General features: G+C 47.8%; 31 protein-coding genes and 1 other annotated feature. All 31 genes read right to left on the reverse strand.

Features of this window, described 5'->3' with window-relative positions; translation table 11 throughout:
* Positions 1-7 precede the first annotated feature (7 nt).
* The 31 genes from rplX to rlmB all read right to left on the reverse strand — a co-directional run bounded on the left by rplX (position 8) and on the right by rlmB (position 25,000).
* A complete protein-coding gene (rplX, locus tag B3G15_RS06295; protein ID WP_012369020.1) occupies positions 8-319 on the reverse strand; it encodes a 50S ribosomal protein L24 in 312 nt (103 codons plus the stop codon).
* A 34-nt stretch (positions 320-353) separates the two neighbouring features.
* Positions 354-722 (reverse strand): 50S ribosomal protein L14, encoded by a 369-nt coding sequence (gene rplN, locus B3G15_RS06300; protein WP_012369019.1) that lies wholly within the window; start codon positions 720-722, stop codon positions 354-356.
* A 48-nt stretch (positions 723-770) separates the two neighbouring features.
* Positions 771-1,034 (reverse strand): 30S ribosomal protein S17, encoded by a 264-nt coding sequence (gene rpsQ / locus B3G15_RS06305; protein ID WP_023466634.1) that lies wholly within the window; start codon positions 1,032-1,034, stop codon positions 771-773.
* 31 nt (positions 1,035-1,065) lie between these two features.
* Positions 1,066-1,269 (reverse strand): 50S ribosomal protein L29, encoded by a 204-nt coding sequence (gene rpmC / locus B3G15_RS06310; protein ID WP_012369017.1) that lies wholly within the window; start codon positions 1,267-1,269, stop codon positions 1,066-1,068.
* The gene (gene rplP / locus B3G15_RS06315) at positions 1,256-1,693 is read right to left on the reverse strand and encodes a 50S ribosomal protein L16 (RefSeq protein WP_012369016.1); all 438 of its coding nucleotides are present in this window, start codon (positions 1,691-1,693) and stop codon (positions 1,256-1,258) included. Before rplP ends, rpmC begins: the two co-directional genes overlap by 14 nt.
* Positions 1,694-1,726: 33 nt before the next feature.
* Positions 1,727-2,383, reverse strand: coding sequence for a 30S ribosomal protein S3 (gene rpsC / locus B3G15_RS06320; protein WP_023466633.1), 657 nt, complete (start codon positions 2,381-2,383; stop codon positions 1,727-1,729).
* A gap of 12 nt (positions 2,384-2,395) precedes the next feature.
* A complete protein-coding gene (rplV, locus tag B3G15_RS06325) occupies positions 2,396-2,728 on the reverse strand; it encodes a 50S ribosomal protein L22 (protein WP_012369014.1) in 333 nt (110 codons plus the stop codon).
* Between the two features lie 20 nt (positions 2,729-2,748).
* A complete protein-coding gene (gene rpsS / locus B3G15_RS06330) occupies positions 2,749-3,027 on the reverse strand; it encodes a 30S ribosomal protein S19 (protein WP_012369013.1) in 279 nt (92 codons plus the stop codon).
* A 63-nt stretch (positions 3,028-3,090) separates the two neighbouring features.
* The gene (rplB, locus tag B3G15_RS06335; protein ID WP_023466632.1) at positions 3,091-3,921 is read right to left on the reverse strand and encodes a 50S ribosomal protein L2; all 831 of its coding nucleotides are present in this window, start codon (positions 3,919-3,921) and stop codon (positions 3,091-3,093) included.
* A 32-nt stretch (positions 3,922-3,953) separates the two neighbouring features.
* Entirely contained in the window at positions 3,954-4,238 is a 285-nt protein-coding gene (gene rplW, locus B3G15_RS06340; RefSeq protein WP_023466631.1) for a 50S ribosomal protein L23, read from the reverse strand.
* Positions 4,238-4,861, reverse strand: a complete 624-nt coding sequence (gene rplD / locus B3G15_RS06345) for a 50S ribosomal protein L4 (RefSeq protein ID WP_023466630.1) — start codon at positions 4,859-4,861, stop codon at positions 4,238-4,240. Before rplD ends, rplW begins: the two co-directional genes overlap by 1 nt.
* Positions 4,862-4,890: 29 nt before the next feature.
* On the reverse strand, positions 4,891-5,517 hold the full coding sequence (rplC, locus tag B3G15_RS06350; protein WP_023466629.1) for a 50S ribosomal protein L3: 627 nt from the start codon (positions 5,515-5,517) through the stop codon (positions 4,891-4,893).
* Positions 5,518-5,585: 68 nt separating this feature from the next.
* Positions 5,586-5,894 carry a 30S ribosomal protein S10 gene (gene rpsJ, locus B3G15_RS06355; RefSeq protein ID WP_029343090.1) on the reverse strand — a complete coding sequence of 103 codons (309 nt, stop codon included), beginning with the start codon at positions 5,892-5,894 and terminating at the stop codon, positions 5,586-5,588.
* Between the two features lie 316 nt (positions 5,895-6,210).
* Complete coding sequence (gene tuf / locus B3G15_RS06360) at positions 6,211-7,398, reverse strand: elongation factor Tu (protein WP_195866122.1); 1,188 nt, start codon at positions 7,396-7,398, stop codon at positions 6,211-6,213.
* Positions 7,399-7,515: 117 nt separating this feature from the next.
* A complete protein-coding gene (gene fusA / locus B3G15_RS06365) occupies positions 7,516-9,594 on the reverse strand; it encodes an elongation factor G (protein WP_195866121.1) in 2,079 nt (692 codons plus the stop codon).
* A 124-nt stretch (positions 9,595-9,718) separates the two neighbouring features.
* On the reverse strand, positions 9,719-10,189 hold the full coding sequence (rpsG, locus tag B3G15_RS06370) for a 30S ribosomal protein S7 (RefSeq protein ID WP_023466623.1): 471 nt from the start codon (positions 10,187-10,189) through the stop codon (positions 9,719-9,721).
* A 49-nt stretch (positions 10,190-10,238) separates the two neighbouring features.
* Complete coding sequence (gene rpsL / locus B3G15_RS06375; RefSeq protein WP_023466621.1) at positions 10,239-10,658, reverse strand: 30S ribosomal protein S12; 420 nt, start codon at positions 10,656-10,658, stop codon at positions 10,239-10,241.
* Positions 10,659-10,783: 125 nt separating this feature from the next.
* Complete coding sequence (locus tag B3G15_RS06380) at positions 10,784-11,035, reverse strand: ribosomal L7Ae/L30e/S12e/Gadd45 family protein (RefSeq protein ID WP_023466620.1); 252 nt, start codon at positions 11,033-11,035, stop codon at positions 10,784-10,786.
* Between the two features lie 80 nt (positions 11,036-11,115).
* Complete coding sequence (gene rpoC, locus B3G15_RS06385; RefSeq protein WP_035413153.1) at positions 11,116-14,715, reverse strand: DNA-directed RNA polymerase subunit beta'; 3,600 nt, start codon at positions 14,713-14,715, stop codon at positions 11,116-11,118.
* Positions 14,716-14,735: 20 nt separating this feature from the next.
* Complete coding sequence (gene rpoB, locus B3G15_RS06390) at positions 14,736-18,293, reverse strand: DNA-directed RNA polymerase subunit beta (RefSeq protein WP_064300988.1); 3,558 nt, start codon at positions 18,291-18,293, stop codon at positions 14,736-14,738.
* Between the two features lie 231 nt (positions 18,294-18,524).
* On the reverse strand, positions 18,525-19,121 hold the full coding sequence (locus B3G15_RS06395; protein ID WP_290719243.1) for a class I SAM-dependent methyltransferase: 597 nt from the start codon (positions 19,119-19,121) through the stop codon (positions 18,525-18,527).
* A gap of 82 nt (positions 19,122-19,203) precedes the next feature.
* The gene (gene rplL / locus B3G15_RS06400; RefSeq protein WP_023466613.1) at positions 19,204-19,572 is read right to left on the reverse strand and encodes a 50S ribosomal protein L7/L12; all 369 of its coding nucleotides are present in this window, start codon (positions 19,570-19,572) and stop codon (positions 19,204-19,206) included.
* A 76-nt stretch (positions 19,573-19,648) separates the two neighbouring features.
* Positions 19,649-20,155: a 50S ribosomal protein L10 gene (gene rplJ / locus B3G15_RS06405; RefSeq protein WP_023466611.1), complete on the reverse strand. Its 507-nt coding sequence runs from the start codon at positions 20,153-20,155 to the stop codon at positions 19,649-19,651.
* A 50-nt stretch (positions 20,156-20,205) separates the two neighbouring features.
* Positions 20,206-20,357, reverse strand: a sequence feature (ribosomal protein L10 leader region).
* 55 nt (positions 20,358-20,412) lie between these two features.
* Positions 20,413-21,099, reverse strand: a complete 687-nt coding sequence (gene rplA, locus B3G15_RS06410; RefSeq protein ID WP_064300983.1) for a 50S ribosomal protein L1 — start codon at positions 21,097-21,099, stop codon at positions 20,413-20,415.
* Between the two features lie 117 nt (positions 21,100-21,216).
* Positions 21,217-21,642, reverse strand: coding sequence for a 50S ribosomal protein L11 (rplK, locus tag B3G15_RS06415; RefSeq protein WP_023466609.1), 426 nt, complete (start codon positions 21,640-21,642; stop codon positions 21,217-21,219).
* Positions 21,643-21,791: 149 nt separating this feature from the next.
* Positions 21,792-22,343, reverse strand: coding sequence for a transcription termination/antitermination protein NusG (gene nusG, locus B3G15_RS06420; RefSeq protein ID WP_023466607.1), 552 nt, complete (start codon positions 22,341-22,343; stop codon positions 21,792-21,794).
* A 19-nt stretch (positions 22,344-22,362) separates the two neighbouring features.
* A complete protein-coding gene (gene secE / locus B3G15_RS06425; protein WP_023466605.1) occupies positions 22,363-22,533 on the reverse strand; it encodes a preprotein translocase subunit SecE in 171 nt (56 codons plus the stop codon).
* Between the two features lie 44 nt (positions 22,534-22,577).
* Complete coding sequence (rpmG, locus tag B3G15_RS06430; RefSeq protein ID WP_023466603.1) at positions 22,578-22,724, reverse strand: 50S ribosomal protein L33; 147 nt, start codon at positions 22,722-22,724, stop codon at positions 22,578-22,580.
* A gap of 155 nt (positions 22,725-22,879) precedes the next feature.
* On the reverse strand, positions 22,880-23,521 hold the full coding sequence (sigH, locus tag B3G15_RS06435; RefSeq protein WP_029343084.1) for an RNA polymerase sporulation sigma factor SigH: 642 nt from the start codon (positions 23,519-23,521) through the stop codon (positions 22,880-22,882).
* Positions 23,522-23,708: 187 nt separating this feature from the next.
* Entirely contained in the window at positions 23,709-24,239 is a 531-nt protein-coding gene (locus B3G15_RS06440) for an NYN domain-containing protein (protein WP_050677145.1), read from the reverse strand.
* Positions 24,236-25,000: a 23S rRNA (guanosine(2251)-2'-O)-methyltransferase RlmB gene (rlmB, locus tag B3G15_RS06445; RefSeq protein ID WP_035399377.1), complete on the reverse strand. Its 765-nt coding sequence runs from the start codon at positions 24,998-25,000 to the stop codon at positions 24,236-24,238. The genes B3G15_RS06440 and rlmB overlap by 4 nt, the downstream gene beginning before the upstream one ends.
* Positions 25,001-25,049: the final 49 nt, after the last annotated feature.

The raw sequence follows: 25,049 nt of genomic DNA on the forward strand, positions 1-25,049 counted from the left end.
AATCTTCTTATTTATCTAAAGCTTCGCCCGATTTTTTAGCGATACGTACTTTCTTGCCGTCAACCACAGTGAAACCAACGCGTGTTGGGTTACCTGTCTTAGGGTCGATGAGCATAACGTTCGATACGTGAATCGGTGCTTCTTTCTCGACAATTCCGCCTTGCGGGTTGAGTTGAGAAGGTTTTGAGTGTTTTTTGATCATGTTAACGCCTTCGACGATTACGCGATCTTTTTTAGGCATAGCTGTAAGGACAACGCCTTGTTTGCCTTTGTCTTTACCAGTCATAACCTGAACTTTATCACCTTTTTTGACATGCATCGTTAGAGCACCTCCTTGTAGGAATTCTTTGGAATTAAAGTACTTCCGGTGCCAACGAGACGATCTTCATGAAGTCTTTTTCACGAAGTTCGCGTGCGACTGGTCCGAAGATACGTGTGCCACGTGGGCTTTTGTCATCTTTGATGATGACTGCTGCGTTTTCGTCAAAACGGATGTACGAACCGTCTTTACGACGAACGCCACGTTTAGTACGAACGACTACTGCGCGTACAACTTCACCTTTTTTGACAACGCCACCTGGTGTTGCTTGTTTTACTGTACAAACAATAACGTCACCGATGTTAGCAGTTTTACGACCAGAACCACCGAGGACTTTGATCGTCAAGACTTCACGAGCTCCTGAGTTGTCTGCTACTTTTAAGCGAGATTCTTGTTGAATCATACGATTGTACCTCCCTCCGGATGTTTATTCACCCGAACTAATTAGAGTTTAGATGATTACTGCTTCTTCAATGACTTCTACGAGACGGAAACGTTTGTCCTTAGATAATGGACGTGTTTCTTGAATGCGTACAACATCACCGATTTTAGCTGTGTTGTTTTCATCATGCGCTTTGTACTTTTTAGAGTAGTTTACGCGTTTGCCGTAAAGCTTGTGCTTTACTTTTGTTTCAACTGTAACTACGATCGTTTTGTCCATTTTGTCAGAAACGACGCGTCCAGTTAACACTTTGCGGTTGTTAGTGCGTTCCATTGAGTGTTCCTCCTCTCAGAATCCGAGTGAATTATGCGTTGTTGATGCCGAGTTCGCGTTCACGAAGAACGGTTTTCGCGCGTGCAATCGACTTGCGCACTTCACGGATACGAGCAGGGTTCTCAAGCTGACCAGTCGCGAGTTGGAAACGAAGGTTGAACAACTCTTCTTTCCACGAACCGACTTTACCGTTAAGCTCTTCAGTTGTTTGCTGACGGAGATCAGTTGCTTTCATTCGTATCACCACCATTTTCTTCACGTTTTACGAACTTACATTTTACTGGAAGTTTGTGTGATGCAAGACGGAGAGCTTCGCGTGCGATCTCTTCCGATACTCCTGCGATTTCGAACATTACTTTACCCGGTTTGACGACTGCTACCCAGCCCTCCGGAGCACCTTTACCTGAACCCATTCGGACTTCAAGAGGTTTTTTAGTGTATGGCTTGTGTGGGAAGATCTTGATCCACACTTTACCACCACGTTTCATATAACGAGTCATCGCGATACGCGCTGATTCGATTTGACGGCTAGTGATCCAGCTAGCTTCTTGAGCTTGGATACCGAACTCGCCGAAGTGTACTGTAGTACCACGTTTCGCTTTACCACGCATGTTGCCGCGGTGAACACGACGATATTTTACACGTTTTGGTAACAACATGTTGTGTTGCCTCCTTCCCTAGACGGATGTGGATTATTCTTCGTTTGCTGCTGCTTTTTTCGTAGGAAGCACTTCACCGTGGTGGAGCCATACTTTTACGCCAATTTTGCCGTAAGTTGTATCAGCTTCTGCAGTACCGTAATCGATGTCTGCACGGAGTGTATGAAGTGGAACTGTTCCTTCCGAATACTTCTCAGAACGAGCGATATCAGCGCCACCAAGACGACCAGAAACTTCAGTCTTGATTCCTTTGATACCAGAACGCATTGAGCGTTGGATTGATTGCTTCATAGCACGACGGAACGATACGCGACCTTCAAGTTGGCGAGCGATGTTCTCAGCGACGAGCTTAGCAACTGCATCCGGGTTTTTCACTTCAACGACGTTAACGTGAACGCGTTTGCCTTTTGCAAGGTTAGTGATGTCTTTACGAAGTGTTTCGATTTCAGAACCGCCTTTACCGATAACCATACCAGGCTTAGCAGTGTGAAGTGAGATGTTCAAGCGGTTAGCTGCGCGCTCGATTTCTACTTTAGAGACACTAGCGTCTTTAAGACGTTTTTCGATATATTCACGAACTACGTAGTCTTCATGAAGGAGATCAGCATAGTCTTTATCTGCGAACCAACGTGATTCCCAGTCTTTGATGATACCTACGCGAAGACCAGTTGGGTTAATCTTCTGACCCACGGTAATCCCTCCTTATTTTTCAGATACCACGATGTGAACGTGGCTCGTACGTTTGTTGATGCGGCTTGCGCGACCCATTGCACGTGGGCGGAAACGTTTGAGCGTTGGACCTTCGTTTACGTAAGCCTCAGTGACTACGAGGTTTTCGATGTTCATGTCGAAGTTGTGCTCAGCGTTCGCGATTGCCGATTTCAATACTTTCTCAACGATTGGCGTTGCTGCCTTGTTCGTGTAAGCAAGAATCGAAAGTGCTTCGCCGATTTGCTTCCCGCGGATTAAGTCTACTACGAGACGTGCCTTACGAGGAGCAATGCGAACCATATTAGCCGATGCTTTTGATTGCATAATGAGTACCTCCCCTCAGATTAACGTTTCGTTTTCTTATCGTTTCCAGCATGTCCTTTGTAAGAACGTGTTGGAGCGAATTCACCAAGTTTGTGACCGACCATATCTTCTGTCACGTAAACCGGTACGTGTTTACGACCATCGTAGACAGCGATCGTGTGACCGATGAACTCTGGGAAGATTGTCGAGCGGCGTGACCAAGTTTTGATGACATGTTTGTCACCAGCTTCGTTGGCTTTATCAACCTTAGCGAGCAGATGGTGATCTGCGAATGGACCTTTTTTCAAGCTGCGACCCATAGTTGTACCTCCCTTTGGCATGATTCAGGAACGGTTCCTACGAACCGTCCAGAAATCATGTAATTATTTTTTAGAACGACGGACGATATATTTATCGCTCGCTTTGTTTTTCTTACGAGTTTTGTATCCGAGTGCCGGTTTACCCCAAGGAGTAAGTGGGCCCGAACGACCGATTGGAGCACGTCCTTCACCACCACCGTGTGGGTGATCGACTGGGTTCATGACAGAACCACGAACTGTAGGACGTTTTCCGAGCCAGCGTGAACGACCAGCTTTACCGATATTGACGAGCTCGTGCTCTTCATTACCGACAGCGCCGACTGTTGCACGGCAAGTAGCAAGGATCATACGAGTTTCGCCTGATTGAAGACGAACGATTGCGTATTTACCATCTTTACCGAGAAGCTGAGCAGAAGTACCAGCTGCGCGAACGAGCTGACCACCTTTACCTGGCTTAAGTTCGATGTTGTGGATCAACGTACCGACTGGGATGTTTGAAAGTGGAAGAGCATTACCGACTTTAATGTCAGCTTCTGGTCCAGCCATGACTTGCATGTCTACTTTCAAGCCTTTCGGTGCGAGGATGTAGCGTTTTTCACCATCGATGTAGTGGATCAATGCGATGTTAGCAGAGCGGTTTGGATCGTACTCAATTGTAGCGACACGACCAGCGATGCCATCCTTGTTCCGTTTGAAGTCGATGATACGATATTTACGTTTGTGTCCGCCACCTTGGTGACGTACTGTCAAGCGACCTTGGTTGTTACGTCCGCCCTTTTTCGAAAGCTTTTCAGTTAACGATTTTTCAGGACGTGAAGCCGTAATCTCAGCAAAGTCAAGTGCAGTCATATTACGACGACCGTTAGTGGTCGGTTTAAACTTTTTAATTCCCATCGAGAGTTCCCTCCTTTTCTACAGAGTTCCGATTAACCGAGGTAATCGAGTTCTTTGCTATCTGCAGTAAGCGTGACGACCGCTTTTTTGCGGCGTGCTGTGTAACCAGCGTGACGACCTACGCGTTTTGCTTTTGGTTTTGAGATCAATGTGTTGACTTTGTCAACTTTCACTCCGAAGATCGCTTCAACTGCATCTTTGATTTGAGTCTTAGATGCCTTCACGTCTACTTCGAATGTGTACTTTTTCTCAGCCATTTGGTTTACTGAACGTTCAGTAATGACAGGACGTTTGATAATGTCGTGTGTGTGTGCCATTATGCAAGCACCTCCTCTACTCTCGCAACAGCGTCCTTCGTAATGATGACTTTGTCATGAGCGACAAGATCAAGGACGTTTACACCTGCAGCGTCAACGACTGTGACACCTGGGATGTTGCGTGTTGAAAGAACGACTGACTCGTTGTAATCAGCAGTAACGACGAGAACTTTACGTTCGATTGAAAGAGCAGCGAATACTGCGATCATGTCCTTAGTTTTAGGAGCATCGATTGTCAATCCTTCAAGAACGATGAACTCGTTGTTAGCGACTTTCGAAGAAAGTGCTGAACGAAGTGCGAGACGACGAACCTTTTTAGGAAGTTTGTAAGCGTACGAACGTGGTGTTGGACCGAAGACTGTTCCACCGCCAACCCATTGTGGCGAACGGATCGAACCTTGGCGTGCACGACCAGTACCTTTTTGTTTCCATGGTTTACGGCCGCCACCGCGAACTTCCGAGCGACCTTTTGTATCATGTGTACCTTGGCGACGTGAAGCTTGTTGCATGACGATTGCATCGTATACGACTGCTTCATTTGGCTCGATTCCGAAAACGGCATCTGCGAGCTCGATGTCTCCAACTTGTGTACCTGTTTGGTTAAGCAAAGCTACTTTAGGCATTCGTTATTCCTCCTTTCCTTGCAAACGGATTAGTTGCCTTTAACCGCAGTTTTGATGACAACTTGGCTCTTACGTGCGCCTGGGATAGCACCCTTGACGAGGAGTAAGCCGCGTTCTGCATCAACTTTTACGATTTCAAGGTTTTGAACAGTGATTTGCTCTCCACCCATGCGTCCAGGGAGCAATTTCCCTTTGAATACACGGTTAGGAGCAACAGGACCCATTGAACCTGGGCGACGGTGGTAACGCGAACCGTGAGCCATTGGACCACGTGATTGGTTGTGACGCTTGATTGCACCAGCGAAACCTTTACCTTTCGACGTACCTGTTACATCAACCATTTCGCCTGCAGCGAAAGTATCTGCTTTAATCTCTTGACCGATTTCGAAATCTGCTACTGATGTACGGATTTCTTTAATGAAGCGCTTAGGTGTCGCGTTTGCTTTCGCAGCGTGACCTTTTTGCGGTTTGTTTTGACGACCTTCTTTGATATCACCAAAGCCGAGTTGAACTGCTTCGTAACCGTCAACTTCCGTTGTTTTCAATTGAAGAACAACGTTACCTTCGACTGAAACGACAGTAACAGGGACGACTTCGCCTGACTCGTTGAAGATTTGTGTCATACCGAGTTTAGTTCCTAAGATTCCTTTAGCCATGAGATACACCTCCTAATATTGAATGATTTTGATCTTCTGGCTAGTATCAACTATCTATAGAAGAAAAATTAAAGTTTGATTTCGATGTCAACGCCCGATGGAAGTTCGAGACGCATAAGCGCATCAACAGTTTTCGGTGTTGGGTTAACGATGTCGATCAAACGTTTGTGTGTACGCATTTCGAACTGCTCACGAGCATCTTTGTACTTGTGAACGGCACGAAGTACTGTGTAGACCGCTTTCTCCGTTGGGAGTGGGATCGGACCAGATACAGTAGCACCTGAACGTTTTGCTGTGTCGACAATCTTCTCAGCCGATTGATCAAGCACGCGGTGATCGTATGCTTTCAAACGGATCCGAATTTTTTCATTTGCCATGTTATTTCCCTCCTTTTCGCCTATTTCGTAAATAGACATTCTCCGCGGAAATTTCCACACTAGCCATGGCAATGCCGCCTGGTGTGTCATAACCTCCCGCTTCATCGCGTTGTGTTTGTGACCAACATATTCTATCATACTGAATCACCAGCAAGAATGCAAGCACTAATAAAATAGAATATGTATTCAAGTCTCTCACCACTCGCACAAACACTTTCCTCAGTATATAAGATGTCAGACCATGTTGCAAGACTGTTTTCAAAGAAATGAAAAAAGGTCTTCCGCCACGGGAGACGGAAGACCTTTGTCTTAAAAATTACTCAACGATTTCTGTAACTGATCCAGCGCCTACTGTACGGCCACCTTCACGGATTGAGAAACGAGTTTCTTTTTCAAGAGCGATTGGTGCGATGAGTTCAACAGTCATTTCGATGTTGTCCCCAGGCATAACCATTTCAGTACCTTCTGGAAGTTGAACCATACCAGTTACGTCAGTTGTACGGAAGTAGAACTGCGGGCGGTAGTTCGCGAAGAATGGCGTGTGACGGCCACCCTCTTCTTTAGAAAGAACGTAAACTTGCGCTTTGAACTTTTTGTGTGGTGTGATTGTGTTTGGTTTCGCGAGAACTTGTCCACGCTCGATGTCGTCACGTGATACACCACGGAGAAGAGCACCGATGTTGTCGCCAGCTTCAGCATAGTCAAGAAGCTTACGGAACATCTCTACACCAGTACATACTGATTTTTTAGTTTCTTCGTGAAGACCAACGATTTCGATCTCGTCGTTGACTTTAAGAACTCCACGCTCAACGCGGCCAGTAGCAACTGTACCACGACCAGTGATTGAGAAGACATCCTCAACTGGCATCATGAAGTCTTTTTCAGTGTCACGAGTTGGTTCTGGGATGTACTCATCGACAGCTGCCATGAGTTCAAGAATTTTTTCTTCCCATTTAGCTTCGCCGTTAAGCGCGCCAAGAGCAGAACCTTGGATAACTGGGAGGTCATCACCTGGGAAGTCGTACTCAGAAAGAAGCTCACGGATTTCCATTTCGACGAGCTCAAGAAGCTCTTCGTCGTCAACCATGTCAACTTTGTTCATGAATACTACGATGAAAGGAACACCTACTTGACGTGAAAGCAAGATGTGCTCACGTGTTTGTGGCATTGGACCATCTGTTGCAGAAACAACGAGGATCGCGCCGTCCATTTGTGCAGCACCAGTGATCATGTTTTTAACATAGTCAGCGTGACCTGGGCAGTCAACGTGTGCATAGTGGCGTTTTTCTGTTTCGTACTCGATGTGAGCTGTTGCGATTGTGATACCGCGCTCGCGCTCTTCTGGAGCACCATCGATTTGGTCAAACTTAGTTGCAGCTTTACCTTGTGCTTTTGCAAGTACAGCTGAGATAGCTGCTGTTAAAGTTGTTTTACCGTGGTCGACGTGGCCGATTGTACCAACGTTAACGTGCGGTTTAGAACGGTCGAATTTTTCCTTACCCATTCTGAATTCCTCCTCTATGTGTCTAATAATTTTTTATAACTAGGAAGGTGAGTCGTAAGATAACGTACACCTTCCTTAGCTTACACTAATCATAAAAGCGTGACAACCTGTGAAGGATTAGCCGTTCGCTTTTTTGATGATTTCTTCCGCAACTGATTTCGGTACTTCTTCGTAGTGATCGAAGTGCATCGAGTACGTTCCGCGACCTTGTGTGCGTGAACGAAGACCAGTAGCGTATCCGAACATTTCAGAAAGTGGAATCATTGAACGGACAACTTGAGCGTTACCGCGTGCTTCCATACCTTCTACGCGACCACGGCGTGATGTAACATCACCCATGATGTCTCCCATGTATTCGTCTGGGATGACGATTTCAACTTTCATCATTGGCTCAAGGATAACAGCGCCGCTCTTATCTTTAAGTTGTTTGACTGCCATTGAAGCCGCAACTTTAAATGCCATCTCGTTTGAGTCGACATCGTGGTACGATCCGAAGACGAGTGAAGCTTTTACGTCAACGACCGGGTAACCAGCAAGGATACCGTTTTGAAGTGCTTCTTCGATTCCGTTCTCAACCGCTGGGATGTATTCACGTGGAACGACACCACCGACGATTTTGTTGTTGAACTCGAAGCCAGCGCCTTCTTCGTTCGGCTCGAATTCTACGACGACGTGACCATACTGACCACGACCACCAGATTGACGAGCGAACTTCGAATCGATCTTCGCCGCTTGGCGGATCGTTTCACGGTAAGCTACTTGTGGAGCACCAACGTTTGCTTCGACTTTGAACTCGCGACGCATACGGTCAACGATGATGTCGAGGTGAAGCTCACCCATACCTGAGATGATCGTTTGACCAGTCTCTGGGTTTGTTTCAGTGCGGAACGTTGGATCCTCTTCAGCAAGCTTAGCGAGGGCTTGACCCATTTTATCTTGGTCAGCTTTCGTTTTTGGTTCGATAGCGACCGAGATAACTGGTTCTGGGAATGTCATTGATTCGAGAACGACGTTGTCTTTCTCTGCACAAAGCGTATCTCCAGTAGTTGTATCTTTCAAACCTACAGCTGCAGCGATGTCACCCGCGTATACCATCGGGATCTCTTCACGGCTGTTTGCGTGCATTTGAAGGATACGTCCAAGACGCTCACGTTTGCCTTTTGTTGAGTTTTTAACGTACGATCCTGCCGAAGCTGTACCAGAGTACACACGGAAGAATGTAAGTTTACCGACGTAAGGGTCAGTCATGACTTTGAACGCGAGTGCAGAGAATGGTGCGTCGTCCGAAGACTCACGTACGATTTCTTCATCCGTATCCATGTCGATACCTGAGATCGCTTTTACGTCGATTGGTGATGGGAGGTAATCGAGAACTGCGTCAAGCATAAGCTGAACACCTTTGTTCTTGAATGCCGAACCTACGAGTACAGGATAGAAGTCAACTGTCAGAGTTGCTTTACGGATAGCCGCTTTCAACTCGTCGATTGTGATTTCTTCACCCTCGAGGTATTTCATCATCAATTCTTCTTCATAATCCGCAACTGCTTCGATCAATGATCCACGGAGTTCTTCAGCTTGATCAGCAAGATCAGCTGGGAAACCGTCAGTCACTTCGATGTCAGTTCCGAGATCGTTACCGTACATATATGTTTTCTGTTCGACGAGGTCGATGATTCCTTTGAATTCATCTTCCGCACCGATTGGAAGTTGGATCGCGTGTGCGTTCGCTTGGAGGCGTTCGCGAAGCGTTCCGACCGAGTACAAGAAGTCTGCACCGATTTTATCCATTTTGTTAACGAAAACGATACGTGGTACGCCGTAAGTTGTAGCTTGGCGCCATACTGTCTCAGTTTGTGGCTCGACACCAGACTGAGCGTCAAGTACTGCTACCGCACCATCAAGTACGCGAAGTGAACGTTCAACCTCAACTGTGAAGTCTACGTGTCCAGGTGTATCGATGATGTTTACGCGGTTACCTTTCCATTGAGCAGTTGTTGCTGCCGATGTAATCGTGATCCCACGCTCTTGCTCTTGCTCCATCCAGTCCATTTGTGAAGCACCTTCGTGCGTTTCACCAATCTTGTGGATACGACCCGTGTAATACAGGATACGCTCAGTCGTTGTTGTTTTACCAGCATCGATGTGAGCCATGATCCCGATGTTACGAGTGTTCTTAAGGGAGAATTCTCTTGCCATCTTTAAACATTCTCCTTTCGCATTTTAGTTTAGTGGTCGTGTGTTGCCACACGTCATGACTATACCCGAAAGCCACCTCATAATTCCATTAAAAATGGCATGCATGAGGTGGTGATTTTCGGAATTACCAGCGGTAGTGAGCAAACGCTTTGTTCGCTTCCGCCATTTTGTGCATATCTTCGCGCTTCTTAACAGAAGCACCAGTGTTGTTTGCAGCGTCCATGATTTCGTTAGCAAGGCGCGCATCCATAGTTTTTTCGTTACGGAGACGTGAGTAGTTCACGAGGTAACGAAGTGCAAGTGTCGTACGACGCTCTGGGCGAACTTCGACAGGAACTTGATAGTTAGCTCCACCTACACGGCGTGCTTTAACTTCAAGAACTGGCATGATGTTGTTCATCGCTTCTTCAAAGACTTCCATTGCATCGCGACCTGAACGTTCAGCGATAGTTTCGAAAGCTTTGTATAAGATTTGTTGAGCAGTACCTTTTTTACCATCTAACATAAGACGGTTGATAAGGCGGGTAACGAGTTTAGAGTTGTAGATCGGATCAGCCATTACATCACGACGTTCTGCTTGACCTTTACGTGGCATTCCGAGTCCCTCCTTTCATATAGTGAGGTGATATCTTAAGATATCTAGATTATTTTTTAACTTTAGGACGTTTAGTACCGTATTTCGAACGACCTTGCATACGGCCGTCAACACCAGCTGTATCAAGCGCACCACGAACGATGTGGTAACGTACCCCTGGTAAGTCTTTTACACGGCCGCCGCGGATAAGAACAACACTGTGCTCTTGAAGGTTGTGGCCGATACCTGGGATGTAAGCTGTTACTTCCATTGTGTTCGTCAAACGTACACGTGCGTATTTACGAAGAGCCGAGTTCGGTTTCTTCGGAGTCATTGTACCTACACGAGTACAAACACCACGTTTTTGTGGTGAGCTGATGTCAGTACGAGCTTTAATGAAGCTGTTGTACCCTTTGTTCAGCGCTGGCGAATCTGATTTCACAACTTTTGATTGACGTCCTTTACGGACTAATTGGTTGATAGTAGGCATCTTTGAGATCCTCCCTTCCTGAATTCATGACAAATTTCAAAACCACCGAGCCGGGTGGTTCATCGAAAGTCATAATGAAACGTTTTGCGTGGCTCAGGCATTCCATCGCCACACAAAACGCATTATCAAACTTTCTTAATGGCAACAGCTGTTGCTGCGACATCGATTCCACAAGCTTTTCCAAGCTCTTGCTTAGAAGGAACATTCACGACTGGAACGTTAGCTTGTTTCGCCGCATCGAGCAATGCTTGTTTTACGTGTTCATCTGCGTCATCCGCAATGATCACTTCCGACGCCTTGCCAGATCGCAATGCTTTGAGCGTTTGCTTTTGACCGACAAACTTCAAATCTGCGCCGACTACTTTTTTGTAAGACATGAAGATATCCTCCAAAATAACACAGCCGGTTGGCAACACTATATCATAGTAGCACCGCCATACCGGCGTGTCAAGGCGTTTTATTCTACCGGAGAATCGGCTTCTACAGGTGCTTCGCCAGCTACTTCGAGATCGATCTGACGGTAACGTGACATCCCAGTACCAGCTGGAACCAACTTACCGATGATGACGTTCTCTTTCAAGCCGCGAAGGTAGTCGCTCTTCCCTTTAATCGCTGCATCCGTAAGGACACGAGTCGTTTCTTGGAACGACGCAGCCGATAGGAATGAATCTGTTTCGAGTGACGCTTTCGTGATACCGAGAAGAACTGGTTTCGCCGAAGCGAGAGCTTTCCCGTTACGGAGCGCTTCTTTACAAGCTTCCTTGAACGTGCTGATATCGACGAGCGAACCTGGTAAGAGTGAAGTCTCACCAGACTCGATGACACGTACGCGACGGATCATTTGGCGAACCATGACCTCGACGTGTTTGTCACCGATCTCAACCCCTTGCATCCGGTATACTTTTTGAACTTCTTGAAGCAAGTAGTTCTGAACGCCGGATACACCTTTAACGTTCAAGAGTTCTTTCGGATCGATCGAACCTTCCGTGAAGACTTGACCGGCTTTGACCTCGTCCCCAAGCTGAACACGTAGACGCGAACCGAATGGGATCGTGTATGTGCGTGTTTCGCTGAGTCCTTGGACCGTCAATTCACGTTTGTCACGCGATTCCGTGAAATCGATGACTTGACCATCGATTTCCGAGATGACCGCTTGACCTTTCGGGTTACGCGCTTCGAACAACTCTTGGATACGCGGAAGACCTTGTGTGATATCGTCCCCGGCAACACCACCTGTGTGGAAGGTACGCATCGTAAGCTGCGTTCCTGGCTCACCGATTGATTGTGCCGCGATGATACCGACAGCTTCGCCGACTTCGACGTCGTTGCCTGTTGCCAAGTTGCGTCCGTAACATTTCTTACAGACACCATGGCTTGTGTTACAAGTGAAGGCAGTACGGATCTCAACGTTGTCGACACCTGCGTCAGTGATGACACGCGCGATGTCTTCATCGATGAGTTCGTTCGTTGAAACGAGGACTTCTCCTGTTTCAGGGTGAACGACGTTTTCGAATGCAGTACGGCCGACGAGGCGGTCGTAAAGGCTTTCGATCTCTTCCGTTCCTTCACGGAGTGCTGTGACGCGGATACCACGATCCGTTCCACAATCATCTTCACGGATGATGACGTCTTGAGCGACGTCAACGAGACGACGAGTCAGGTAACCTGAGTCAGCCGTTTTCAAGGCTGTATCGGCAAGACCTTTACGCGCACCGTGTGTCGAGATGAAGTATTCCTGTACCGTTAGACCCTCACGGAACGATGATTTGATCGGGAGCTCGATGATCCGTCCACTTGGAGCGGCCATGAGTCCACGCATACCAGCGAGCTGCGTGAAGTTCGACGCGTTACCACGGGCACCGGAGTCACTCATCATGAAGATCGGGTTGAGACGGTTGAGGGATTTCATCAGACGAGACTGAATTTCATCCTTCGCATCATTCCACGATTTAACGACGCGCTCATAGCGCTCGTCTTCTGTGATGAGACCACGACGGTACGATTTCATGACGCGGTCGACATTGTCCTGGGCTTCAACAAGAATCTCTTGTTTATCCGGAAGAACGATGATGTCCGCGATCCCTACCGTGATACCGGCACGAGTCGAGTGTTTGAATCCGAGGTTTTTCATGCGGTCGAGCATGCGGCTTGTTTCTGTCGTCTCAAACCGTTTGAAGACTTCCGCGATGACATTTCCAAGGAATCCTTTTTTGAACGGGTCGATGATCGGACGGTTCTTCAGTTCTGCCGCGACATCTGTCCCTTTTTCAAGGAAGTACTTGTCTGGCGTCGCTTCTTGAAGGTTCGTCATCGTTGGTTCGTTCAAGTAAGGGAACGTCGTTGGGAGGATCTCGTTGAAGATCAACTTACCGACTGTTGTAATCAATAATTTCTCGTTTTGCTCTTCCGTGAATGTCGGGTTTTTCAGAACGCCGGCTGGAATCGCAACACGTGTATGGAAGTGCGCATAACCATTTTGGTAAGCGATGAGCGCTTCGTTCACTGTCGAGAAGATTTTACCTTCGCCGATCGCGTTTTCGCGCTCGAGCGTGAGGTAGTAGTTACCGAGGACCATATCCTGCGATGGTGTAACAACAGGTTTACCGTCTTTCGGGTTCAAGATGTTTTGTGCAGCGAGCATGAGAAGACGCGCTTCTGCTTGTGCTTCTGCCGAAAGTGGTACGTGAACCGCCATTTGGTCACCATCGAAATCGGCGTTGTACGCCGTACATACGAGTGGGTGAAGGCGAATCGCGCGTCCTTCGACGAGCGTTGGTTCGAATGCCTGGATACCGAGACGGTGAAGTGTCGGTGCACGGTTCAAGAGAACCGGATGCTCACGGATGACTTCTTCGAGGACATCCCAGATTTCAGGTTGAACGCGCTCGATTTTCCGTTTCGCACTCTTAATGTTCGGTGCGATGCCACGAGAGACGAGTTCTTTCATGACGAACGGTTTGAAGAGCTCAAGGGCCATTTCTTTTGGAAGACCACATTGATACATCTTCAGGTTTGGACCAACGACGATAACCGAACGACCAGAGTAGTCGACACGTTTACCGAGCAAGTTTTGACGGAAACGTCCTTGTTTCCCTTTCAACATGTGTGAAAGTGATTTAAGTGGACGGTTACCTGGTCCAGTGACTGGACGACCACGACGACCGTTATCGATCAAAGCATCGACTGCTTCTTGAAGCATCCGTTTTTCATTCTGAACGATGATGTTCGGAGCGCCAAGGTCAAGAAGACGCTTGAGACGGTTGTTACGGTTGATGACGCGGCGGTACAAGTCGTTCAAGTCAGACGTTGCGAAACGTCCACCATCGAGTTGAACCATCGGACGAAGTTCCGGTGGGATGACTGGAAGTACTTCAAGCACCATCCATTCTGGATTGTTGCCTGAGTTACGGAACGCATCGAGGACTTCAAGGCGTTTGATCGCACGCGTACGACGTTGTCCTTGAATCATACGAAGCTCTTCACGTAATGCAGCGACTTCTTTATCGAGTTCCACGTCACGGAGCAATTTACGAACTGCTTCCGCACCCATTTCAGCAGTGAACGAACGACCGAACTTCTCACGATATGCACGGTATTCTTTCTCTGAAAGGAGTTGTTTCTTCTCAAGTGTCGATTCGCCTGGATCTGTGACGACGTACGACGCGAAGTAGATGATCTCTTCTAACGCACGCGGTGACATGTCGAGGACGAGTCCCATACGGCTAGGAATTCCTTTGAAGTACCAGATGTGCGAAACCGGTGCTGCGAGCTCGATGTGACCCATGCGCTCACGACGGACTTTCGACTTCGTGACTTCAACGCCACAGCGGTCACAAATGATTCCTTTATAGCGGATCCGTTTGTATTTACCACAGTAACATTCCCAGTCTTTTGTTGGACCAAAGATACGTTCACAGAACAAACCGTCTTTCTCCGGTTTGAGTGTACGATAGTTGATCGTCTCCGGCTTTTTCACTTCCCCGAAAGACCATGAACGGATCTTTTCGGGGGAAGCGAGGCCGATTTGCATATATTCAAATCTATTAACATCTACCAAGGGGTGGACCTCCCTTTCGCTTATTCCTCTTCAGTAACAACTGGTGCGACAGGCGCTTGAACTTCTTCGAGTGCTGGAGTCGCGTTCGGGATATTGTCCTCGTCTTCGTCGCGCATTTCGATTTCTTCATCATCAGCAGACATCATCTTGACGTCCATACCGAGAGATTGAAGCTCTTTAATGAGGACTCGGAACGATTCCGGTACGCCCGGTTGTGGTACATTCTCACCTTTGACGATTGCTTCGTACGCTTTAACACGACCGATCGTGTCATCCGACTTGATTGTAAGGATCTCTTGGAGCGTGTAGGCTGCGCCGTATGCTTCAAGTGCCCATACTTCCATCTCACCGAAACGCTGACCACCGAACTGGGCTTTACCACCGAGCGGTTGTTGTGTGACGAGTGAGTATGGTCCTGTCGAACGTGCGTGAAGTTTATCATCGACCATGTGAGCAAGTTTAATCATATACATAACACCGACAGAGATGCGGTTATCGAATGCTTCACCCGAACGACCATCATAAAGGACAGTCTTCGCGTCGCGATCCATACCTGCTTCTTCAATCGTTGCCCAAACATCTTCCTCACGCGCACCATCGAATACCGGTGATGCGACTTTGATGCCGAGTTGACGTGCTGCCATCCCGAGGTGAAGCTCGAGCAACTGCCCGATGTTCATCCGTGATGGAACCCCCAGTGGGTTCAACATGATGTCAATTGGCGTACCGTCTGGCATGTACGGCATGTCTTCTTCTGGAAGGATACGCGAGATAACACCTTTGTTACCGTGACGACCCGCCATTTTGTCACCCTCGTGAATCTTACGCTTCTGAACGATGTAAGCACGGATCAACTGGTTGACACCAGGTGAGAGCTCGTCCCCATTATCGCGGTCGAAGATTTTGACGTCGAGGATGATTCCATCACCACCGTGTGGTACACGGAGAGATGTATCACGGACTTCACGTGCTTTTTCACCGAAGATTGCATGAAGAAGACGTTCTTCCGCTGTCAATTCCGTTACACCCTTCGGCGTAACTTTACCGACGAGGATATCGCCGTCCTTGACTTCCGCACCGACGCGGATGATTCCGCGATCGTCGAGGTTTTTCAAGGCATCATCACCGACGTTCGGAATATCACGTGTGATTTCTTCCGGTCCGAGTTTCGTATCACGCGACTCACATTCGTATTCTTCGATGTGAATCGATGTGTAGACGTCGTCTTTGACAAGACGCTCACTCATGATGACAGCATCCTCATAGTTGTAACCATCCCATGTCATGAAACCGACGAGTACGTTGCGACCAAGCGCAAGTTCCCCACCGTCCATCGATGGACCATCTGCAAGGATCTCGCCTTTATCGACTGGGTCGCCTGCTTTGATGATTGGTTTTTGGTTATAACACGTTCCTTGGTTAGAACGGATGAATTTTTGAATCTTGTAACGGTCGAGTTCCCCTTCAACGATGTTGCCATCGACTTCCGTCGTACGACGGACAAGGATTTCACGCGCCGTGACACGCTCAGCGATCCCTGCGTGCTTCGCAACGACAGCGGCTCCTGAGTCTTTCGCAGACACGTACTCCATTCCTGTACCGACAATCGGAGATTCCGGGTTCAGAAGTGGGACGGCCTGACGTTGCATGTTCGCTCCCATGAGGGCACGGTTCGAGTCATCGTTCTCAAGGAACGGGATACAAGCCGTTGCGGCAGATACAACCTGCTTCGGTGAAACGTCCATGTAATCGACACGTGCTGGTTCGACAGACAAGTTTTGTCCACGGAAACGTGAAAGGACGTGTGAATCTTTAAACGTCTTCTCTTCCGTCAACAACATGTTTGCCTGTGCGACGACGTAGAGATCCTCTTCGTCAGCAGTCATGTAGTGGATTTCATCCGTGACAACGCCCGTTTCCGGATCGACACGACGATATGGCGCTTCGATGAAGCCGTACTCATTGACCTTCGCGTACGAAGACAACGAGTTGATCAAACCGATGTTTGGTCCCTCTGGCGTTTCGATCGGACACATACGGGAATAGTGCGAGTAGTGTACGTCACGAACTTCGAAACCAGCGCGCTCACGTGTCAAACCACCAGGTCCGAGTGCTGAAAGACGACGTTTGTGCGTCAATTCCGCAAGCGGGTTCGTTTGGTCCATGAACTGAGACAACTGCGAGCTACCGAAGAACTCTTTAATCGATGCGATAACTGGACGAATGTTGATCAATGCCTGTGGCGTGATCGCATTCTGATCCTGAATCGACATCCGTTCCTTAACGACACGTTCCATCCGTGAGAGACCGATCCGGAATTGGTTCTGGAGCAGCTCACCGACTGAACGAAGACGACGGTTACCGAGGTGGTCGATATCGTCTGTCGTACCGACTTCATGCAACAAGTTGAAGAAGTAGTTGATGGAAGCAATCATGTCAGCAGGCGTGATGTGCTTGATGTCACGATCGATGTTACCGTTACCGATGATATTGATGATGCGTTCACCTTCAGCATCGTCCGGTGCGAACACCTTGATTGACTGTAAGTTGAAAGCCTCACCCTGCGTCACGCCGCCTGTAGGCGTCGCTTCGATGTAACCAACGGATCCTTCGAGGAATGGAAGGACTTTATCGAGCATACGACGATCAAGGACCGTTCCTGCTTCCGCGATGACTTCACCTGTCTCAGGATCAACAAGCGTTTCCGCGAGTTTTTGACCGAAGAGACGGTTCTTAAGATGAAGCTTTTTATTGATTTTATAACGACCAACGTTTGCCAAATCATAACGTTTCGGGTCAAAGAAGCGCGACACGAGCAACGCTTTTGCGTTTTCGACTGTCGGCGGCTCTCCCGGACGTAGACGCTCATAAATCTCGATGAGGGCTTTTTCCGTTGATTCCGTATTATCTTTTTCAAGTGAATTCCGGAGGTACTCATCATCACCGAGAAGATCGATGATTTCCTGATCCGTACCGAAACCAAGAGCACGTAAAAGAACCGTTACTGGAATCTTACGCGTGCGATCAATGCGAACATAAACGATGTCTTTCGCGTCTGTCTCGAGCTCGAGCCATGCACCACGGTTTGGGATGACTGTCGCGGAGAATCCACGCTTACCGTTCTTATCTAACTTATTGTTGTAATAAACACTTGGCGAACGAACAAGCTGCGAAACGATTACGCGCTCCGCTCCATTGATGATGAATGTTCCCGACTCCGTCATAAGCGGGAAGTCACCCATGAAGACTTCTTGTTCTTTCAATTCACCCGTCTCTTTATTTTGAAGACGGACTTTAACGCGTAGTGGTGCCGAATAGGTCACGTCGCGCTCTTTCGATTCATCGATCGAATACTTCGGCTCTCCGAGCGAGTAGTCGATGAATTCTAATACGAGATTCCCTGTGAAATCGGAAATCGGCGAAATGTCATGAAACATCTCACGAAGACCTTCCCGCAGGAACCACTCATACGAATTCGTTTGAATCTCGATTAAGTTTGGAAGTTCCAATACTTCGCTGATACGTGCATAGCTTCTTCTCTGACGGTGACGACCGTACTGAACAAGTTGACCAGTCAACTGATTCACCTCTCAGACCCACTTCTTCTTATAGAGAAGGACGGGTGTAATATCGAACATTGAAGCCATTTTTTGATTGATAAGCGCAAAAAAGCGACGTCTTGTCTACTTAATCATCTGTAGTCGAGAACGCCAGCTGCTTTCAAACATCTTATCCAAAAATCACTCCAATGGCATTTTATAATACTATCATAGACACAACATGCGGTCAACGACAAATCCTTCGATTTGTCAAGACCGAATTGATTTAAATATCGAGTACCCTTTATCGCGGGTAACTGTCTCACACATACCGAATACGTCTTCCATCAATTTCTTCGCTGATGGTCCACCTTGTTTCTTTTGAATGACGACCCAAAGCTCGCCGCCGACGACAAGGTGATCATACGCTTCCCGGAGAATACGATGAACGACCGTTTTTCCCGCCCGAATCGGTGGATTCGTCACGATCGCTGCGAATGTCGATTCGCCTACCCCATCATACCCGTCACTCACACCGGTCGTCACGGAAACACCGTTCGCGCGCGCATTGTCTGCCGCTAGTTCGAGCGCCCGTTCATTGACATCGATCAAGTGCGCCGGACGACCCGTCGACTTCGAAAGCGCGATGCCCATCGGTCCGTATCCGCAACCGACATCCAAAATGTCTCCCGCTACAGGCGGTTCCGTGAATGCCTCAATCAACAGACGGGAACCAAAATCGATTCCGTTCTTCGAAAAGACACCATGGTCCGATGTAAAGCGGAGCGTCTGACCACGCAGGACATATTCCCACGTCTTCGGATCTCGTTTCGATGAAGGGTCATTCGTATAATAATGATCCGCCATGTTTCCTTCCCCTCTCATGTAAAAGATGAAAACAAAAGAAGCTCGCAATGCGAGCTTCTCTTGTTTCTACGGAAGAAGAAAATTACTTAACTTCTACAGTAGCGCCAGCTTCTTCAAGCTTAGCTTTCATTGCTTCAGCGTCTTCTTTCGAAACGCCTTCTTTAACTGGTGCTGGAGTTCCGTCTACGAGAGCTTTCGCTTCTTTAAGACCGAGACCAGTCAATTCGCGAACTGCTTTGATGACGTTGATTTTACCAGATCCAGCGTTAGTAAGGATAACGTCGAATTCAGTTTGCTCTTCAGCTGCTGCGCCTGCGCCAGCACCTGCAACTGCTACTGGAGCTGCTGCTGATACGCCGAATTCTTCTTCGATTGTTTTTACGAGTTCGTTAAGTTCAAGAACAGTCATGCCCTTGAGGTCTTCGATAAATTGCTCTTTGTTGAAAGCCATTATGGTTTTCCTCCTTTGATTTAGCCCACGTTGGGGTGTGAAAATTGTGTTGGTTGCCTATCCCGCTAAGCAGCAATTAAGCAGATTGTTCTTCTTTTTGCTCTGCGATTGCGTTCGTTGCCACCGCGAGTCCACGGATTGGCGCTTGAAGCACGCTGAGGAGCATCGAAAGGAGACCTTCGCGTGATGGAAGTTCCGCAAGGGCTTTGACATCTTCTACTGAAGTGACTTTGCCTTCGATGATACCACCTTTAAGTTCGAGAGCCTTGTGCGTTTTAGCGAAGTCGTTCAAGATCTTAGCTGGCGCGATAACGTCTTCATTGCTGAAGGCGATCGCACTAGGACCTGTGAAGACTTCATCAAGACCTTCGAGGTTGCTTTGAACTGCCGCGCGGCGGAGGAGACCGTTTTTGTAAACTTTGAATTCAACGCCCGCTTCGCGGAGTTGTTTACGAAGTTCAGTGACTTCTTCTACTGTGAGACCACGGTAGTCGACGACAACTGTTCCTGCGCTCGCTTGGAGTTTCTCAGCGATCTCAGATACGAGATCCGCTTTGACAGCGATAACTTTTTCGTTTGCCATTTCTGTTGCACCTCCTGGTAGATGAAATGTACCGGTGCGAGGGGCTGCTCGATTTCAAATAAAAAGCCTCCGTCTGCAGAGCAGAGGAGGCGTAATCGTCAAAAAGGATACCTGAACAAACAGGCTCTCTGAGCAAGAACACCTCGGAAGGATTTATGCCCATGTGAGCACCTTCTGTCTACGGTATGTCGAAATATATCAACGTTTTATACTGTAACAGCGTTCTTAGAACGTTGTCAAGTTCGTTTTAGACGAAATTATTTCGCGAAGTCAGCTGAAGATACTTTTACACCAGGACCCATTGTAGAAGCGATCGCGATGTTCTTAAGGTATACACCTTTAGCAGTAGCAGGCTTAACTTTTACGAGAGTTTCGATAACTGTGTTGATGTTATCAACGAGTTTCTCGTTATCGAATGATTTTTTACCGACAGGAACGTGGATGTTACCTGATTTGTCGACACGGTACTCAACTTTACCAGCTTTGATATCGTTGATTGCTTTTGTGACGTCAAATGTAACTGTACCTGTTTTCGGGTTTGGCATGAGACCTTTTGGTCCGAGAACGCGACCAAGTTTACCAACTTCACCCATCATGTCTGGTGTCGCGACGATAACGTCGAAGTCGAACCATCCTTGTTGGATTTTGTTGATGTACTCAGCATCACCAGCGTAATCTGCTCCAGCAGCTTCCGCTTCTTTTAATTTCTCACCTTTCGCGAAGACGAGAACTTTTTGTGTTTTACCAGTACCGTGTGGCAATACGACTGCTCCACGGATTTGTTGGTCTGCTTTCTTCGGATCTACTCCGAGACGAACAGCCAATTCGATAGTCTCATCGAATTTCGCAGTTGCAGATTTTTTAGTCAAATCTACAGCTTCTGCGAGTTCGTATGAAACCGTACGATCGATAAGCTTAGCAGCTTCTTTGTACTTCTTACCCATTTTAGGTTCCTCCTTTGTGGTTGTGCGGAAAATCCTCCCACATAATGAAAGGGTAGCAGGCTTCAAGAAACTATCCGCCTGCGACCCTCATCGTTGTTCATGGTAATCAAAAAGACATTAGTCTTCGATTACGATACCCATAGAACGTGCAGTACCTTCAACCATCAACATTGCTGTTTCAACAGATGATGCGTTAAGGTCTGGCATTTTTGTTTCAGCGATTTCACGAACTTTGTCACGTTTGACAGTCGCTACTTTCTTACGGTTCGGTTCACCTGAACCACTCTCAATTCCAGCTGCTTTCTTCAAGAGAACTGCTGCTGGAGGAGTTTTAGTGATGAATGTGAATGAACGATCTTCAAAAACCGTGATGACTACAGGGATAATCAAGCCGGCTTGGTCTTGTGTACGAGCGTTGAACTCTTTACAGAAGCCCATGATGTTCACACCTGCTTGACCGAGTGCCGGTCCAACTGGTGGAGCTGGGTTTGCTTTGCCCGCAGGAATTTGAAGTTTTACGAGTTTCATAACCTTCTTCGCCACGAGACACACCTCCTTAATTCTTTAATGTGGTTTAATTGGACGTTGCGCGTCCTCCCACTCATTCTATTCGACGAGTTATTTATCGAAATAAGCACAACATCAAACACGAAAAATTGTATCATTAAAACAAAACATTCGCAATAGGAAACTTAATCGATTTTATCGACCTGTGCGAAATCAAGCTCGACCTTCGTTTCGCGACCGAACATATCAACAGAGACTTTCATTTTCTCAGCATCTGTATCAAGCTCCTCGATCGTACCTTCGAGATTTTCGAAAGCTCCTTCTTTGATTCGGACGATTTGTCCGAGTGAGAAGTCGTAACGGCTCTTCAGATCGACGAGACCCATTGATCCAAGGATGTTTTCTGCTTCTTCCGGAAGGAGCGGTGTCGGTTTTGAACCGCCGCCGACTGATCCGAGGAAGCCCGTGACGTTCGGAGTATTCCGGACGACATACCAAGAATCATCCGTCATGACCATCTCGACGAGGACATACCCCGGGAAGATCTTGACTTCACGTTCCTTGATTTTCGTTTCTCCCTTTTTGTTCGTTACTTCTTCTTGTACCGTTTCAATCGGAACGAGTACACGGAAGATTTTTTCGTCCATGTTCATGGATTCAATCCGACGTTCAAGGTTCGCCTTGACGTTGTTTTCGAATCCGGAATACGTTTGGACGACAAACCATTGTTTCTCCATGGTAGGCCACCTCTTCTTTTTACTTAATCAACCAGCTCATCAATGCGCTAAGCCCTGAATCGACGCCGAAGATGAAGACACCCATGAAGATCACCATACCGATGACCGTCAATGTGTATTTCGTCAGCTCTTTCCGTTTTGGCCAGCTCGTCTTTTTCAATTCATTCCATACGTCACGCAAAAATTTCATCGTACTTTCCCTCCAGGATGTAATAAATCGGGACAGATGAAGCCTTATTTCGCTTCTTTATGAATCGTATGCGCGTTACAACGACGGCAGAATTTCTTCAATTCCAAGCGGACAGTGACGTCCTCTTTTTTCATCGTCGTATAGTCGCGGGCACCGCAATTATCACAAGCAAGGCCTACTTTCTTCGCCATCTCAAAGTCCTCCTTCTTTGCCACTCTTCTCTTCTGTTAAGGTACTTTCCTTCCGAAAAAGAGCGTAAAAAAAAACGCCTATGAGCGGCGTCTCGCTAGTAAGGCGCTAGTTATACAGTAGCATAGGAAGGGATTACGGTCAATCTACCTCTCTGTTAGACCGTCATCTTTCGTGCTTCGAGATAACGCTCAAGCTTGCGCTTGACGCGTTGCAAGGCATTGTCGATCGATTTGACGTGACGATCGAGGTCGTCAGAGATTTCCTGATACGTCCGTCCGTCGAGATAGAGCGCGAGGACCTTGCGTTCGAGGTCGCTCAGAATCTCATCCATCTTCGATTCGATGTCTGCGTATTCTTCCCGGTTGATGATCAGGATTTGTGGATCAGAAGGTGCTGTCGACGTGATGATATCAAGTAACGTCCGCTCCGATTCATCGTCATAGATCGGTTTATCGAGCGAGATGTACGAGTTCAACGGGATATGTTTCTGACGTGTCGCCGTCTTGATCGCAGTGATCATCTGTCGCGTGATGCATAATTCGGCAAATCCTTTAAACGAGGCGAGCTTATCCGTTCGGTAATCCCGTACCGCCTTATAGAGACCGATCATTCCTTCTTGAATGATGTCTTCCCGGTCTGCCCCGATCAAAAAGTAAGAACGGGCTTTGGCACGTACGAAATTTCGATACCGCTCGATCAAAAATTCGAGCGCATCGCTGTTATCGAACTCTTTCGCTTGTTCTACAAGCGCTTCATCGGTCATGCACTCAAACTGGTCGAACGAAACCAAACTCATCCTGTATCCCTCCAAGCATCATTGACGAATAGTTCAATTGTTTTTAATTATACAATAATTACCTGTCGCACGACAATGAAAATTGGCATGACCTCTTTTGTTGTATCCAAAATGTATCTTTTCTACAAAAAAATCCACCGCTCTCGAATGAAGGAGAACGGCGGATTGCTCATACGAATGGTTCATATCATGTATCTGAATTCTTTCGTCGACGAATCGCTTCGAGGCGCGCGACGACATCTTCCGGTAAATCAATCTTCGAGCGCGGTTGAGCCGTCGTCTTCGCAGACGTCGTTTGTTGCTTGATGACGGCAACTGCTGCTTTCCACTCACGCCGGAGTTCCTGCGCTGATATACGGAGTGCTCCAAGCGTGAAGATGACCCATTGCTCCGTGTAGTCGTTCGTCGCTACCGTCAGCTTGACCCGGATATCCTGCAGCCAGTCAGCGGCGGTTTTCTCAATCCACTCGTCCGCCGTCTCGTTTTCTCGTGTATAGACGATATCGATTCCGCTTTTTAGCATCCGAGACTCACGCCCTGGTTGCAGATAGGCATCAAAGACGATCGTAACGCTGATCCCTGTGACGGCTTGGTACTCCGCCATCGCATGAATCAACCGTTCCCGTGCTAATTCAAAGTCTTGCTCACGCAACGTCCGAAATTCTGGCCATGCGCCAATGATATTGTAGCCATCTACGATGAGGCGATCATATTTCATCGCGCATACGGCTTTCTAGTCCGGTAGACTTCATATAATAATAGCGAAGCCGCGACCGATGCGTTGAGCGACGTGACATGTCCTGCCATCGGGAGGTGGACGAGGAAGTCACATTTCTCACGGACGAGCCGGCTCATTCCTTTTCCTTCACTTCCAATGACGATTCCGAGCGGCATCGTACCATCGAGTGTCCGGTAGTCGTCACTTTCACGTGCATCCGTTCCGACGAACCAGATGCCTTGTTTCTTTAAATCCTCCATCGTCCGAGCGAGGTTCGTCACACGAACGACCGGGATATGTTCGATCGCGCCCGTTGATGCCTTGGCGACGACTTGCGTCAACCCGACTGAGCGACGCTTCGGAATGATGATTCCGTGTGCTCCGACAGCATCTGCTGTCCGCAAGATTGATCCGAGGTTATGTGGATCCTCGAGCTCATCAAGCATGATCAAGAGCGGTGTTTCATCCTTTTGACGTGCAAGCTCGAAGATGTCTTCCATCTCGGCGTATTCATACGCAGCAACCGCTGCGACGACACCTTGGTGATTTTCCGTTCCAGCTAAACCGGTTAACCGCGAACGCGGGACGAGCTGGATTTGAATGCCCGCTTCCTGCGCCATCGCATGGATGACGGCGAGCGGTCCTTTTTGTTGTCCTTCCTGCAAGAACAGCTTGTTCATCTCTCGTCCACTCCGCAATGCCTCTAGGACCGGATTACGACCTGACAAGAAATCTTGTCCTTCTTCGAGTGGTTCGATCACGACGGGCTGTTCCTTGACTGGAGCGGCTTTTCGTTTCTCTTGTACTGGG

This window comes from Exiguobacterium sp. UBA1053 (genome assembly GCF_002316465.1).
In the GTDB taxonomy this organism is placed as follows: domain Bacteria; phylum Bacillota; class Bacilli; order Exiguobacteriales; family Exiguobacteriaceae; genus Exiguobacterium_A; species Exiguobacterium_A abrahamii.

Excerpts from the sequence above, each read along its gene's own strand:
- rplX (WP_012369020.1), bottom strand. The coding sequence starts at position 319 with ATGCATGTCAAAAAAGGTGATAAAGTTCAGGTTATGACTGGTAAAGAC.
- rplN (WP_012369019.1), bottom strand. The coding sequence starts at position 722 with ATGATTCAACAAGAATCTCGCTTAAAAGTAGCAGACAACTCAGGAGCT.
- rpsQ (WP_023466634.1), bottom strand. The coding sequence starts at position 1,034 with ATGGAACGCACTAACAACCGCAAAGTGTTAACTGGACGCGTCGTTTCT.
- rpmC (WP_012369017.1), bottom strand. The coding sequence starts at position 1,269 with ATGAAAGCAACTGATCTCCGTCAGCAAACAACTGAAGAGCTTAACGGT.
- rplP (WP_012369016.1), bottom strand. The coding sequence starts at position 1,693 with ATGTTGTTACCAAAACGTGTAAAATATCGTCGTGTTCACCGCGGCAAC.
- rplV (WP_012369014.1), bottom strand. The coding sequence starts at position 2,728 with ATGCAATCAAAAGCATCGGCTAATATGGTTCGCATTGCTCCTCGTAAG.
- rpsS (WP_012369013.1), bottom strand. The coding sequence starts at position 3,027 with ATGGGTCGCAGCTTGAAAAAAGGTCCATTCGCAGATCACCATCTGCTC.
- rplB (WP_023466632.1), bottom strand. The coding sequence starts at position 3,921 with ATGGGAATTAAAAAGTTTAAACCGACCACTAACGGTCGTCGTAATATG.
- rplW (WP_023466631.1), bottom strand. The coding sequence starts at position 4,238 with ATGGCACACACACACGACATTATCAAACGTCCTGTCATTACTGAACGT.
- rplD (WP_023466630.1), bottom strand. The coding sequence starts at position 4,861 with ATGCCTAAAGTAGCTTTGCTTAACCAAACAGGTACACAAGTTGGAGAC.
- rplC (WP_023466629.1), bottom strand. The coding sequence starts at position 5,517 with ATGGCTAAAGGAATCTTAGGAACTAAACTCGGTATGACACAAATCTTC.
- rpsJ (WP_029343090.1), bottom strand. The coding sequence starts at position 5,894 with ATGGCAAATGAAAAAATTCGGATCCGTTTGAAAGCATACGATCACCGC.
- tuf (WP_195866122.1), bottom strand. The coding sequence starts at position 7,398 with ATGGGTAAGGAAAAATTCGACCGTTCTAAACCGCACGTTAACGTTGGT.
- fusA (WP_195866121.1), bottom strand. The coding sequence starts at position 9,594 with ATGGCAAGAGAATTCTCCCTTAAGAACACTCGTAACATCGGGATCATG.
- rpsG (WP_023466623.1), bottom strand. The coding sequence starts at position 10,189 with ATGCCACGTAAAGGTCAAGCAGAACGTCGTGATGTAATGGCTGATCCG.
- rpsL (WP_023466621.1), bottom strand. The coding sequence starts at position 10,658 with ATGCCTACTATCAACCAATTAGTCCGTAAAGGACGTCAATCAAAAGTT.
- B3G15_RS06380 (WP_023466620.1), bottom strand. The coding sequence starts at position 11,035 with ATGTCTTACAAAAAAGTAGTCGGCGCAGATTTGAAGTTTGTCGGTCAA.
- B3G15_RS06395 (WP_290719243.1), bottom strand. The coding sequence starts at position 19,121 with ATGGCGGATCATTATTATACGAATGACCCTTCATCGAAACGAGATCCG.
- rplL (WP_023466613.1), bottom strand. The coding sequence starts at position 19,572 with ATGGCTTTCAACAAAGAGCAATTTATCGAAGACCTCAAGGGCATGACT.
- rplJ (WP_023466611.1), bottom strand. The coding sequence starts at position 20,155 with ATGGCAAACGAAAAAGTTATCGCTGTCAAAGCGGATCTCGTATCTGAG.
- rplA (WP_064300983.1), bottom strand. The coding sequence starts at position 21,099 with ATGGGTAAGAAGTACAAAGAAGCTGCTAAGCTTATCGATCGTACGGTT.
- nusG (WP_023466607.1), bottom strand. The coding sequence starts at position 22,343 with ATGGAGAAACAATGGTTTGTCGTCCAAACGTATTCCGGATTCGAAAAC.
- secE (WP_023466605.1), bottom strand. The coding sequence starts at position 22,533 with ATGAAATTTTTGCGTGACGTATGGAATGAATTGAAAAAGACGAGCTGG.
- rpmG (WP_023466603.1), bottom strand. The coding sequence starts at position 22,724 with ATGGCGAAGAAAGTAGGCCTTGCTTGTGATAATTGCGGTGCCCGCGAC.
- sigH (WP_029343084.1), bottom strand. The coding sequence starts at position 23,521 with ATGAGTTTGGTTTCGTTCGACCAGTTTGAGTGCATGACCGATGAAGCG.
- B3G15_RS06440 (WP_050677145.1), bottom strand. The coding sequence starts at position 24,239 with ATGAAATATGATCGCCTCATCGTAGATGGCTACAATATCATTGGCGCA.